We start from the raw sequence: 13,147 nt of genomic DNA, 5'->3' as shown, positions 1-13,147 counted from the left end.
CACCCTTAAATAAGGTAACTTTCCAAATTAAAACCATTAGCTACTTTTAACTAGTTTAGAACATCCCATTTGTTCTATATTTTAGTTAAGTTCGTACTTCTATTAAAATTAATAAAAAAATTGGCAACGTCTCATACCGTAGCCAATTTTTTATTGTACTAATTAATTTTTCATGAATAAAAATTAATTAGTTCATATGATTTTAAAGGATATTATCTAAATTAATCACAAATTTCTATCATAATTTTTTTAAAATTATTTGTAAATTCTTCTAATTTAAATTTATTGATTGTAAACTTTTGTATTGCCATTCTTCTAGAGAATATATAATCATAATCAAGCGTCAAACATTCATCAATTACACTATTTATATATTCAATTTTATAATCATCTAACAAGATACAATGATCAATAAATTTATCGAAACCAATTCCTTTTGATACAATTGGGATTAATCCATGTCGCATTGCAGTTAAAACCGCTGTGGATGTAGCTTCAGAACAAGATGGAAAAATCATGAAATCACATTTATCACATATATTAATGAATTCTTTTTGTTGTACATCGATTTTTCCTATATCAAAAATATTCTCACTATTGATTCTTAATATTTTCCTATCCTTATCCGTTAATCCACATATAAAAAGATTCAAATCATTTCTTTCAGTAAAAATATCTATTAATAAGTCTAAACCTTTATGAACGGCACCATTAGAACCAAACCATAAAAAATTTTTATTTGCATTGCCTCTATTACTAATTTTATATTCTTTGTTTTCTAGATATGTTGGATGTAATCTATAAGTTTTGAACGGGAAATCTTTATAATAATATTCTTCTCCTAAAGTGATACAAAAATCAATGTTTTCAAAGTGATTGTCTTTATAAAACACACCACTTCTGGATATGTGTACTTTTTTATTCTTACGAAAATAATAATAATCTATTCTCTCTTTTTCTTTTTCATAAGAAATCCACGGTGGATTCTCTGTAACATATAATATTTTTATTGCTTCCTTATTAGATTTACATGCTTCATAGAACAAATTGCCTATTCCTAGAATATAATCATACTTTTTATTTTTTAAAATTTCTTTAGCCATATTGTCCATACAATTAACTACATCAATACAAAAATCTAGTTCAGTTAATACATTTATCATTTGTTGAGCTTCAAATATATTTGTATGAGCAACATTTTTAGATTTGTCTATATAATAATTATTGTTTAAATATATAAATAAAATCGTTTTTTGATCTTTAATATAATTTTTATTAATATTCTCTATAAATCTATAATTTCTTAATTTTCTATTGAGAAAATCCTTAGTAAGTTTCTTAAACATTTTTATCACCTTGCTCTAAATCAAAAACTGATTCTTTTTCAAAAATTACTAAAAATAAAACTATATAAAGTATCGTAGAAGAATCTTGTAAGTAAAAACCAGAAGGCAATGATAATAAAATAAATATTATCATAAGCCATATATATATATAGTTCTTTTTATTACATTTCTCATTAACTGCTACTCTTCTACTTATATAAAAAATAAAACTTAAGAAAAGGAGTATACCAAAAATTCCAACTTGAAAAGCAAATCCTAGAATGCCTATATCTCCAGTATAATATCCTTTATCCCTTCCCAACAAATAATAGGAATCTATATAAGAATCATTATAAATCCCCCAACCCATCAAAGGTTTCTCCAAAAACTTTTGAAGATAATAATTAATTTCTTGAAATCTAAAACCAATAGAACCTGTACCATGAGCTATTTCATCAATTACACTAGATTGAAAATTGATATAATTAAGGGATATTGAGATCCCAACTAATATTAAAAAAACAGCTAACCCTACTACTATTTTTTTAGCTTTTGTTCTAAAGTCAGAATTAATTATCCATATTATTATTATTGTTCCAATTAATGCTATATTAACATTTCTTGTATTACATACAAATAGAAAATAAACTACATAGATTGATAAATACAGGATGTTAGAAATACCTTTTTTATTACCTTTAAGCCAACTATCTAAATACATGAATAATGAAAAAATTACTAATGACATCCCCTCATAAAACCTTACATTTCCATCTCGAATTGAAAAAATAACATCCAAGAAAATAATTTTGGGATATACAATAGCCTGAGCAATATAAATTATTGCAGCAATAATACCTGTATTTATTAAAATATCTTTTACTCTAGATATACTTTTCGCATTAAAATACAGCATAAAATAGAAATATAATAAATATTTAAAAAACATTAATATACCTATAATACCTTTAGTTATTGGTTGTGAAATTATAATATTTGCATTTATTATCTCCAAAATGACCCATAAAACTAAAAATAAAATTTGAAATGAAAACTGCATTTTAGAAAATTTCCTTTTAATCAAACATACAAATAAAGCAAAAATAATTACTCCAAAAATATAAATATGAAACGGGTTATCTGATACAAAATAAAATAACTTTTCATTTAATAGTATTAAAATAATTAGCGTGTAATATGGAAAATATAGTACTAAGAAAAATAATCCTATCATTGCAATTGCTAATATGATTTTTGTATCATAGGTTGCAGAAATCGCACTTATTACTATGGCCCATAAGATTAGTAATAAATTTATAAATTTACTAAAATTATCCTTTTTTAAGATATTTATCATTCTAAATGCTCACACTTTCAATAGCTTTTATAAATTCTTTGCTTACGTTATTAAATGAAAATTTATTAACTAACTCTAAAGAATTAAATCTTTTTTGATCAATATTTTCTTTATTATCTATAATATCTCTTAATTTTCTTAAAAAGTTATCTTGGTCATAAGGATCATAGATATAACCATTATCTTTAATTACATCATAGCTTGCGCCAGCATACTTTGATGTCAATAAAGGTAATTCTGCACATAGCGCTTCAATAAGCACCAAACCAAAACAATCATTTAGAGATGGGAATATAAATAAATCAGCATTAGCATAAAGCTCTCTTAACTCTTTTCCTTCTTTATATCCAAGGAAAGAAACCTTTTGATCAATTTGTAACTCTTTACACAAATTAATCAACTTTTCCTTTTCTTCACCTTCTCCAACAATTGTTAATGTATACTCTTTTTCGATTTTTGAAATAGCTCTAAATAGAAGATCTAATCCTTTTAGCTTTATTAATCTACCGACATAAAGAAGATTATTAGTATTGTTCCTCTTATTTTTTATAATATATTTCTCTAAATCAACAGTTAAGTAACTAATAAATATTTTATTACTATTAGCACCATAAAATCTCTGAGCTTCCTTTGTCTGAGTACTGCTTGCTATTAAAGCATCTGAATTACTACATATTATTTGTCTTACTTTTTTTGAAATAGGATTAATATTTTTTTCAGATTGCAATGTACCATCTGACCATGAAATATACTTTTTATTATGTTTTTTTGCCCAAAGATAACCTAAAAGTGTAGAGGGATTATATTCAGCACCTATTACAATATCAGGATTAATTTCATTTAATTTTGACTGTACTCCTATTGGCAAATTAGTATATTTATTGAATTTGCCTATTTTGATTTTTATTGCTTTACTTTTTAAAAAGTGTGAATTTAACATATTTTTTTCATCAATCGTCCAATTTCTATCAAATGCTTTTGGTTTAGCTGCATACAATACTATAAATTCATATTTATAACTAAAATTTTTTACTAAAAAATTAAATAAGTCAACTCTATATGGAGAGACAGATCCTTGAATTATTGCAACTTTCATAAGTTTACCTCTAGTATATTTTTCTTTTTTCGTCTTCATATAATCTTGTTAACAAATTATCACTCATCTGATTTAAGATACCATCATATTTTTTTACAGATTTAATTGCAATTTTTAATGCTACTTCATGCTCTCTTTTATTTAACAATGTCTCAATTTGATAAATATAATGAATCATATCGAATCCATAAAACCTAAATCCACAATATTCCCAGTCAAATAATAAAATCTTATCATCGATTTTTCTCATGTTCCATGGCGCAAAATCTCCATGTGAAAAAGCCATATAAACTCCATTTTGATCTTTTTTAATTTCTTTAATTGATGTTACATCTTTAAATAATAAATATATTTTCCTATTAAATTTAGGGTATACTCTTTTACCATTAAACTCTGATGTACTCATTAAAAATATCTTACTTTTTATTTCGCTAGAGATTAGTTTAGGTAACTTCATAATTTGGCCAATTAAGTTATCATACTTATCCAAAAACTCTATTTCATTTATTAACTGATTACTCGAATTTTGAGTTCCAATTTTATGGTAATTAATAACTCCCTGGTCAAATAACTGTAAAACTAATTTTTGATGTTTACCGTAGGTTCCAACTAATACATTAAAATTTAATTTTTCACTCTTCAAACTGTTAAATAATGCTATTTCCTTTGATACTGCTTCGTTAAATGACAATTTAACGTATTTTGCTATACCAATTTTCACTTTCAATTTATCAGGTATTAATTTCATTATATATTTGAACAAATTATGTTTCATTGAATAAGATACTAATGCATTATTTAAATATTTATCTCCGTTTTTATCATTACTAATAAAATATTTAAATTTCCCCTTAAATAAAATTAAAACATGGGTGCTTTCATTTTTATTTCTCTTTTCCTCTATTACTAATATGTCTAATACTTCCATGTTCTATCTTTCTCCGATAATATCAATTTGTATAGCTCTTCCATAAATTTAATTTTATTTTCCCAAAGAAAGTTCTTTTTAGCTAAATTTATAGAATTTTGACTTAATTCATTATAAAACTCTTTGTTATTTTCTATTTTTATTAAAATATTCAAAATTTCTTCAACTACATCATCTAAATTTTTTCCATTGGTAATAATTTTAGTATTTGAATCAACATTTACTCCCGGTCCACCTAAATCAAGAGAAATCGTTGGAATACCTCTGCCCATAGCTTCTAATACAACCATTCCACCTGAGTCATGTAAACTGGGAAATAAAAATAAATCTACTGAATTATATAGATTAAATAATTCTTCCCTTTTTTTTCTACCCAATAATTCTATATTATTTTCTATTCCATCTTCTTGAAGTTGTTTTTTAATTTCACTTAGTAGATTTCCTTCGCCAGCTACTAATAATTTTGCATTTGGATTAACTTTAATATATTTTTTAAAAGAATCCATTAATATATTAATACCTTTCCAATATATTAAATTACCAGCAAATAAGACTTTAAGGTTTGAGTCGTTATATCTAATTTTTGGCTCAGCTATTTCTGTACTTTCAATTCCAATTGCTTGGTATACGATCGTTTTTTTATAAAAAACTTTAGGAAGTACGCTCAAAGTTTCTTTAGTAGTTACTAATATTCTATTTGCCCTCATCATTGTATAAATATTTAATGGATTTAATCTTGCTAATACAATATCAATATCTCTTAAAACTTCCTTAAAAATATCCCTTTTTCTACTACCCTTGTATAGTTTATATGGGGCACGTTCTCCTCCACCAACTGGCCCAAAAACAAATGGTTTTTTTAAAAAAGCTAATGAACTAAATACTTTAAATGTTACAAAAGTAACGTGATGACATATATCTATCTTCTCTTGGGTGCATATACTTTTAGCTAAACTTAAAATACCCCATTGCCATAAGAAATAATAAAGAATGTTTGATTTAGTAAACTTCTTTATCTTAAGAAATATATTAGGTAAATCAAAATAATATAATTGAATATTATTCTTATATTTATAGTCTTTTAATCCCTCTTCAATATTTTTTTTGTTATTAGTTCTTGTTATGACAAAAACCTTATTATTTATCGCTAATTTCTTTATCCATTGCCAGCCAACTTCAGGTTCAGATCCTTTATTAGGTTCACACGCATATGCTGAAACTAAAACGTTCATGCTAGTTCCTTTCTTTGTAATGACTGTAATAATTCATTACAAACTTCTATCGTTACCTTTTCTATAGAATTATTTACATCAATAATTTTATTATTATTAAAATAGTTTTTATTCTCTTTCAGCTTACTAATTTGACTCTCTATTTCATTTAATGGAATTTCCTTTTTTCTATTATAGATTGTGATTGGATCCCCAACTAATAGAAATGTAACATCTGGTTTAGGAATAAATTTATTTGCAAATATTATCCATCTTTCATCAATATCCATACGATATCTATTAATATCAATAAAATAGTCGTAATAATATCTATCAAATATAACCATATGATTCTTTACTAATTTAGGATAAATTAAAAGAAAATATCCAAAAATATAATCTAGATTAAAAATCATAAACTTAATAAATGATTTTATCCTATTGTGAGGCGGCTTTTCATGTGGATTTTCAGAATTAGACTTAATGATGTTTTCCTTTTTTTCATTTAAAATTAATTTTGGTCTCCAATGAAAATAACTAATTGAACTTTTAGGATACGATTGAAAGAGTTGATTTTGGATATTTTCTATGACTGTGCTTTTCCCACTGCCATCTGTACCTAAAAAAGTAATAAATATTCCTTTTCGATTCGATATTCTTTTGAAATTATTGATAATCCATTTAGATTTCATGAAAAGTAAATTATTTTTTAAATTGAATATACTTTTTTGAACTATTTTTTTTCTGACATTAATAACATTATTCTCAAGAACTTCCCATTCTTTAGAAATACAATTATTATATATTTCTTTGGATAATCGTTTACCAAATAGATTTTCTAATGTTATTAATATTTTTTCTTTATTAAGTATAAAGTTTGAATGTATAAAGTCTTTATATTCTTCCTTTATATTTCCGTGATAAAGAAACCTTGATAATAAACAAATAACCGCTTCATTGTCCTTACTTATAATATTTAAGTCCTTATAAATTAGCACATTATTTAAGAGTTCATTATTAGTTAATACAGTTAATCCTTTCCAATTAATATCTTCGAAGATATCCAAGTGAACAATTTCAACTTTATTATCAACTATTTTATATAAGTGTATTGCCACTAAGCCATCTTTATAAATCGTATTAAACACAAACCAACCATAGTAGTTACATAATCTTTTTAATACACTAAATGTTTCTTTAAGCTTATTTTTTTCTATACAAAAATCAATATCATTAAATTCATTTACATATATATTTTCGTATTTACGCAAAATAGCATATTTTATATTTTCTTTATTTAGTTCATTAAAAAATTCTAAAACAAAATTATTGGTATTATTAAATGATTCACTTACCATCTCATACTCCTTATTTAATATACCTTTTTTACTAAATTCATAAAAAGGTACATTGTAAATTTTATGTTAGTATTAAAATACCTAGTTAATAACCTTGCTGGATCCTGCATTAATCTATACAGCCATTCTAGACTCGACTTTTGCATCCAGATAGGAGCTCTTTTTAACTTTTCCGCATGATAATCAAATCCAGCACCTACACCTATCATTAGACCGTTAACTTTATCTTTATGTTCATTCATCCAAATTTCTTGTTTAGGCGCACCTAATCCTACCCAAATAAAATCTGGATTACACTGATTAATATTTTTTATTATTTCATTATCCTCTTCGATACTTACTGATCTAAATGGAGGGGAATACATCCCTACTATGCTTAAATTAGGGTACTTTTTTAAAAGTTTTTTTCTTAACTCTTCTAAAGTTTCCTCTGTACTACCATAGAAATAGTGTTTATATCCATTTTCATAAGAAATATTAAAAATTTCTTCCATTAAGTCTGGACCAGTAACTCTATCAGCATTTTTAAAACCTTTTAATTTACTAACTACTGACAAAGGCTTTCCATCCGGTAGAGCCATTATCCCCTCGTTTTGAATATTACAATAGTCATCATTTTCATAAGACATAACAGTTGTGTGTACATTTGATACACAAATATATTTCCCTTTTATTCTACTTAAATTTTTTTCTATAAATTCTAAAGTACACTGCATATTTATTACATTAACGTTGACACCTAAAATATTAGTAGTCATTAATTTATTTTCATCATAATACATTGCTTAAATGTCCTCTCTTACATGTATTATAAATTCTTAATAATTGTTTATAGTTTTTATCATAATTATATTTTTGGTTGTAACTATCCTTTGCACCCATTGATAACTCTTCTAATAATTCGCTATTCTCATTTAAAGTATTAATTTTATTTCGTAGATCATTAATATCGTTGTACTTAAATATCAAACCATTTTTGTAATCTTCTACTATAGTTGGTAAATTCCCAATATCACCTGCAATAACTGGAGTCCCCAAAGAAAAACTTTCAGCAATTGTCATTGGAAATCCTTCATACCATTGTGATGGAACTACTAAAGCTTTTGAGTTATCAATTAGTTCCATAACTTCATCTTTTTTCTTAAAACCTAATAATTCTATATTTGAAAGATTATAATTTTTAATAATATCATTTAGCTCTTTCTCTAATGGACCATCACCAACAATTAAAAGTTTAGTATTTTTAATTGTTTTCCATGCCTCAACCAGTAGCTTTACTCCTTTAAGTTCATCGAGTCTTCCAAGAAACAAAAAATAATTCGAGCTTTTATTACTCTTTATATACTTATTTTTTACAAAGTTAGGCTTCACATAGATTTTTTCTTTAGGTATAACTCTTTCCAACATTTTCCTATTAAACTCTGTCAAAGTGATATAACCGTCAACTTTTTTATACGTACCGATAAAACGATGAAAGCCTAGACTCAATGCTGAAATTAAGCTTTGTATACGTGAGTTTCGATAACAGTTATATTTAACTGCAGAATATAGTCCTTTAGTTATACAAGCTTCACATATTGAATTATTTCTAACTAGAGTAGCGGCAGGACACATTAATCTAAAATTATGTATCGTTTGAACTACTGTAGCATTACTATGTCTAGCAGCATAATAAACGGATGGGCTAATAAGTGGTAATGTATTATGAACATGAACTATATCTATCTTTTTATTTCTAATTATCTTTTTAATTTCAAAATAAGTTTTGATTGAGAATATTGTTTCTAAAGGAAGTAATAGTTTTCCGAAAATGCCTTTATTTTTCAAATCATTATTATGTCTAGTATATAAAAAAACATTATGCCCTTTTTCCACCAAAAGATTTTTCTCATTTTCAACTACTGAATCTTCACCACCAGGAATCTGATAAAAATTATGCACAATTAAAATATTTTCTTTACCCATATGTCCCCCATAAAATTAAAATAGTCATTTTTATTTCTTAACTGTACATAACTCAAGAACATTCAATATAGTAATTCTATTTTTGAGCTATGTGCAATTAAGTAATTTGCTAAATTAAAAAAGCAGGTAATATTACCTGCTTTAATCAAACATCTTCTTAACTCGATCTTCCTTCTCAACCTTCTTCATATCATGAGTAATCATGATCTCAACTAACTGCTCAAATGAAGTTTTAGTCGGATTCCAACCTAGTAATGTTCTAGCTTTTGTAGGATCACCTAATAACTGATCAACCTCAGCTGGACGGAAGAACTTTGGATCAACTTCAACAATTACATCCCCAGTTGATTTATTAATACCTTTTTCGTTAATCCCCTCACCTTGCCATTCAACTTCAATTCCTGCATGTTTAAATGCTAGAGTTGCAAACTCACGTACAGTGTGCATTTCACCAGTTGCGATAACAAAATCTTCTGGTTTATCATGTTGAAGTATTAGCCACATACATTCTACGTAGTCTTTTGCATAACCCCAGTCACGTAAAGAATCCAAGTTACCCAACATTAATTTTTCTTGTTTACCTTGAGCGATACGTGCTGCTGCAAGTGAAATTTTACGAGTTACGAAAGTTTCACCTCGACGTTCTGATTCATGGTTAAATAAGATTCCGTTTACAGCGAACATATTGTAAGATTCACGATAGTTTTTCGTAATCCAGAAACCATAAATTTTAGCTACTCCATATGGAGAACGTGGATAAAATGGTGTAGTTTCCTTTTGTGGAACTTCCTGTACTTTTCCATATAATTCAGAAGTAGAAGCTTGGTAGATTCTCGTAGTCTCCGTTAACCCTAACATTCTAACTGCTTCTAAAATACGTAATGTTCCAACTGCATCAACGTCTGCAGTGTATTCAGGTACATCAAAAGAAACACGAACATGTGATTGTGCAGCTAAATTATAAATTTCATCCGGACGAATTTCGCTAATTAAACGAATCACATTTGATGTATCAGTTACATCACCATAATGTAAGTTAAAGTTATCATGGGCCATAAACGAATATTTTTCATCATTAAATAAATCCTCTAAACGCTCTTGGTTATAAGAAGAACTACGACGAATAATACCGTGTACTTCATACCCTTTTTCTAATAAAAATTCTGCTAAGTAAGACCCATCTTGTCCTGTTACGCCAGTTACTAAAGCTTTTTTCTTCATAGTCATTTCTCTTTTCTCCTTGTCTAATTACTTCATTAGTTGAAATTGCGCTAAAAATGCTTCGTATGCTTTAACTAATCCTTCATCTAAAGAGGTATTTGCCGTCCAACCTAAAGAATTAATTTTTTTTGTATCTACTAATTTACGTGGCGTCCCATCTGGTTTTGTTGAATCAAATACGATTTCTCCTTCAAATCCCACTACATTTTTTATCTTCACTGCTAATTCACCAATGGAAATGTCTTTCCCAACTCCAACGTTAACGATTTCGTTTCCTTCGTAATTGTGCATTAAGAAAATACAAGCGTCTGCTAAATCATCTGAGTATAAGAATTCACGTAATGGCGTTCCTGTTCCCCAAACAGTTACAGTTGGATTATTATTCTCTTTCGCTTCATGGAATTTGCGTAATAATGCTGGTAGTACGTGAGAAGTGTGTAGATCAAAGTTATCATTAGGTCCATACATATTTGTGGGCATTGCAGAAATATACTTCGTACCATATTGACGGTTATATGATTCACACATTTTAATCCCTGCAATTTTAGCAACCGCATAGGCATCATTTGTAGGTTCTAACTCACCGGTTAATAAATATTCTTCTTTTAATGGCTGTTGTGCCATTTTGGGATATATACATGTACTTCCTAAAAATAATAGTTTATGCACATTATTTTTATAAGCAGCATCAATGACACTAGTTTGAATTAATATATTGTCACGGATAAAATCGGCTGGGTATTCATTGTTTGCAACAATTCCTCCAACTTTAGCTGCTGCTAGAAAAACATATTCTATTTTTTCCTCAGCGAAAAACTCTTCAACTGCTTTAAAATCACGTAAATCTAGTTCTCTACTAGTACGATATACTAAATTAGTATAGCCTTCTTCTTGTAATTTACGTAAAATTGCTGAACCCACCAATCCACGATGACCAGCTACATATATTTTCGAATCCTTTTTCACTTTTCTCTCTCCTCATTAAAATGCGTCGTTTGAACCAAATAATACTTTAATCGTTTTTAAAATAATCTTAATGTCATAAATAATTGATTGATTATTTATGTAAGTTAAATCAAGTTGAACCATCTCATCAAAACCTACACTATTCCGTGCACTTACTTGCCATAGTCCAGTACAACCAGGCGTAACGAGTAATCTCTGTTTATCATAATCTGTATATTCATCAACTTCTCTAGGAAGTGGTGGTCTTGGACCAACTAGTGACATATTCCCTAATAGAACATTAAAGAGTTGAGGTAACTCATCAATTGATGTTTTTCGAATAAGTTTACCGATTCTAGTAATCCTAGGATCGTCCTTCATTTTAAACATTGCACCAGAAACTTCATTGTATTTTAGAAGGTCTTTTAATCGTTCTTCTGCATCCGTTACCATTGAACGGAACTTATACATTTTAAATTCTTTTCCATTTTTACCGACTCTAGTTTGATAAAAGAATACCAGACCTTTCGGATCTTCTAACTTAATAAAAATTGCTACTACTATAAAAATTGGTAATAATAATAGAAGTCCAAAAATCGCTCCAATTAAATCCATTAATCGTTTTGTAAACAAATAGATCCTTCTTTTTTCAAGTATTTCTTTCGATAAGAGTGGTTGAGAAGCATATTCTGATTGTTCAAATCTCATTGCTTTCAATCTGATCATCCATCCTTATTTAATATTTACTGTTAACATGTCATGTAAATACTTCAATAAATCTTCTTTTAAATCTTCATGCTTTAATGCAAACTCTATAGTCGTTTTAATAAATCCTAATTTCTCACCTACATCATGACGTTTCCCTTCAAAGTCATATGCAAATACACGCTGAATTGAATTTAATTTTTCAATCGCATCTGTTAATTGAATTTCGCCACCTGCACCAATTGTTTGTTCTTCTAAGAACATAAAGATTTCAGGTGTAAATACATAACGACCCATAATTGCTAAATTAGAGGGTGCTGTACCAGGTGCTGGTTTTTCAACAAAGTTTTGTACCTCATATCTTCTGCCTTCTTGGATAATCGGATCAACAATTCCATATCGATGTGTTTCTTGTTCTGGAACAGTTTGTACACCAATTACAGACGAATAAGTGTGGTTATATTGGTTGATTAACTGCTTTAATCCTGGTGTTTCAGCTTCAACAATGTCATCTCCAAGTAATACTGCAAATGGTTCGTTACCAATAAAATTACGTGCACACCAAACAGCATGCCCCAATCCTTTTGGTTCTTTTTGACGAATGTAATGAATGTCGATATTAGATGGAGCTTTAACTTGTTCTAATAACGCATATTTTTCTTTTTCTAATAAATTTTGTTCTAGCTCATATGAATAATCAAAATGATCTTCAATTGCACGTTTTCCTTTTCCTGTAACAATAATGATATCTTCAATTCCTGATTCAATTGCTTCTTCAACAATGTATTGAATTGTTGGTTTGTCTACGATTGGAAGCATTTCTTTTGGCATTGCTTTTGTTGCAGGTAAAAAACGTGTTCCTAACCCCGCAGCTGGAATAATTGCTTTTCTTACTTTCTTCATTTTCAAAGTCCCTCCATCTCTCTCTTTTCCCCAATTAATAAAGTTTCCACTTCTATATCCATGTGAATAAATACACAAGAAGAAACTCTATTTTCTTTTAAATCAAATTTAATTTGGGGCATCTAACCCCTCC

The 13,147-nt window shown here is 27.7% G+C and carries 12 protein-coding genes; all 12 read right to left on the bottom strand.

The window, feature by feature from the left end; translation table 11 throughout:
- Nucleotides 1-221: 221 nt before the first annotated feature.
- The 12 genes from B6K90_RS13625 to galU all read right to left on the bottom strand — a co-directional run bounded on the left by B6K90_RS13625 (nucleotide 222) and on the right by galU (nucleotide 13,014).
- A complete protein-coding gene (locus tag B6K90_RS13625; protein WP_088013317.1) occupies nucleotides 222-1,346 on the bottom strand; it encodes a glycosyltransferase in 1,125 nt (374 codons plus the stop codon).
- Complete coding sequence (locus B6K90_RS13620; protein WP_088013316.1) at nucleotides 1,339-2,682, bottom strand: O-antigen ligase family protein; 1,344 nt, start codon at nucleotides 2,680-2,682, stop codon at nucleotides 1,339-1,341. Before B6K90_RS13620 ends, B6K90_RS13625 begins: the two co-directional genes overlap by 8 nt.
- Before the next feature lies 1 nt (nucleotide 2,683).
- Nucleotides 2,684-3,778 (bottom strand): glycosyltransferase family 4 protein, encoded by a 1,095-nt coding sequence (locus B6K90_RS13615; protein ID WP_167555364.1) that lies wholly within the window; start codon nucleotides 3,776-3,778, stop codon nucleotides 2,684-2,686.
- Nucleotides 3,779-3,788: 10 nt separating this feature from the next.
- Complete coding sequence (locus B6K90_RS13610; RefSeq protein ID WP_088013313.1) at nucleotides 3,789-4,706, bottom strand: hypothetical protein; 918 nt, start codon at nucleotides 4,704-4,706, stop codon at nucleotides 3,789-3,791.
- Nucleotides 4,694-5,938: a glycosyltransferase family 4 protein gene (locus B6K90_RS13605; RefSeq protein ID WP_088013312.1), complete on the bottom strand. Its 1,245-nt coding sequence runs from the start codon at nucleotides 5,936-5,938 to the stop codon at nucleotides 4,694-4,696. Before B6K90_RS13605 ends, B6K90_RS13610 begins: the two co-directional genes overlap by 13 nt.
- Nucleotides 5,935-7,275, bottom strand: a complete 1,341-nt coding sequence (locus B6K90_RS13600; protein ID WP_088013311.1) for a nucleoside/nucleotide kinase family protein — start codon at nucleotides 7,273-7,275, stop codon at nucleotides 5,935-5,937. Before B6K90_RS13600 ends, B6K90_RS13605 begins: the two co-directional genes overlap by 4 nt.
- A gap of 14 nt (nucleotides 7,276-7,289) precedes the next feature.
- Complete coding sequence (locus tag B6K90_RS13595; RefSeq protein ID WP_088013310.1) at nucleotides 7,290-8,057, bottom strand: WecB/TagA/CpsF family glycosyltransferase; 768 nt, start codon at nucleotides 8,055-8,057, stop codon at nucleotides 7,290-7,292.
- A complete protein-coding gene (locus tag B6K90_RS13590) occupies nucleotides 8,047-9,240 on the bottom strand; it encodes a glycosyltransferase family 4 protein (protein ID WP_088013309.1) in 1,194 nt (397 codons plus the stop codon). The genes B6K90_RS13595 and B6K90_RS13590 overlap by 11 nt, the downstream gene beginning before the upstream one ends.
- Before the next feature lie 141 nt (nucleotides 9,241-9,381).
- On the bottom strand, nucleotides 9,382-10,461 hold the full coding sequence (gmd, locus tag B6K90_RS13585) for a GDP-mannose 4,6-dehydratase (protein ID WP_088013400.1): 1,080 nt from the start codon (nucleotides 10,459-10,461) through the stop codon (nucleotides 9,382-9,384).
- A 27-nt stretch (nucleotides 10,462-10,488) separates the two neighbouring features.
- Entirely contained in the window at nucleotides 10,489-11,427 is a 939-nt protein-coding gene (gene fcl, locus B6K90_RS13580; RefSeq protein ID WP_088013308.1) for a GDP-L-fucose synthase, read from the bottom strand.
- A 15-nt stretch (nucleotides 11,428-11,442) separates the two neighbouring features.
- Nucleotides 11,443-12,114, bottom strand: coding sequence for a sugar transferase (locus B6K90_RS13575; RefSeq protein ID WP_088013399.1), 672 nt, complete (start codon nucleotides 12,112-12,114; stop codon nucleotides 11,443-11,445).
- A 24-nt stretch (nucleotides 12,115-12,138) separates the two neighbouring features.
- On the bottom strand, nucleotides 12,139-13,014 hold the full coding sequence (gene galU / locus B6K90_RS13570; RefSeq protein ID WP_088013307.1) for a UTP--glucose-1-phosphate uridylyltransferase GalU: 876 nt from the start codon (nucleotides 13,012-13,014) through the stop codon (nucleotides 12,139-12,141).
- Nucleotides 13,015-13,147 lie beyond the last annotated feature (133 nt).

Source organism: Gottfriedia acidiceleris (assembly GCF_002128425.1).
Lineage (GTDB): Bacteria > Bacillota > Bacilli > Bacillales > Bacillaceae_G > Gottfriedia > Gottfriedia acidiceleris.
The sequence above is the reverse complement of the archived record's forward strand: the minus strand, read 5'-3'. Positions and strand labels throughout refer to the sequence as shown.

What these genes read in the sequence shown, in the direction of transcription:
- B6K90_RS13625 (WP_088013317.1), bottom strand. Translation starts at nt 1,346, where the DNA reads ATGTTTAAGAAACTTACTAAGGATTTTCTCAATAGAAAATTAAGAAAT.
- B6K90_RS13620 (WP_088013316.1), bottom strand. Translation starts at nt 2,682, where the DNA reads ATGATAAATATCTTAAAAAAGGATAATTTTAGTAAATTTATAAATTTA.
- B6K90_RS13615 (WP_167555364.1), bottom strand. Translation starts at nt 3,778, where the DNA reads ATGAAAGTTGCAATAATTCAAGGATCTGTCTCTCCATATAGAGTTGAC.
- B6K90_RS13610 (WP_088013313.1), bottom strand. Translation starts at nt 4,706, where the DNA reads ATGGAAGTATTAGACATATTAGTAATAGAGGAAAAGAGAAATAAAAAT.
- B6K90_RS13605 (WP_088013312.1), bottom strand. Translation starts at nt 5,938, where the DNA reads ATGAACGTTTTAGTTTCAGCATATGCGTGTGAACCTAATAAAGGATCT.
- B6K90_RS13600 (WP_088013311.1), bottom strand. Translation starts at nt 7,275, where the DNA reads ATGGTAAGTGAATCATTTAATAATACCAATAATTTTGTTTTAGAATTT.
- B6K90_RS13595 (WP_088013310.1), bottom strand. Translation starts at nt 8,057, where the DNA reads ATGTATTATGATGAAAATAAATTAATGACTACTAATATTTTAGGTGTC.
- B6K90_RS13590 (WP_088013309.1), bottom strand. Translation starts at nt 9,240, where the DNA reads ATGGGTAAAGAAAATATTTTAATTGTGCATAATTTTTATCAGATTCCT.
- gmd (WP_088013400.1), bottom strand. Translation starts at nt 10,461, where the DNA reads ATGAAGAAAAAAGCTTTAGTAACTGGCGTAACAGGACAAGATGGGTCT.
- B6K90_RS13575 (WP_088013399.1), bottom strand. Translation starts at nt 12,114, where the DNA reads ATGAGATTTGAACAATCAGAATATGCTTCTCAACCACTCTTATCGAAA.
- galU (WP_088013307.1), bottom strand. Translation starts at nt 13,014, where the DNA reads ATGAAGAAAGTAAGAAAAGCAATTATTCCAGCTGCGGGGTTAGGAACA.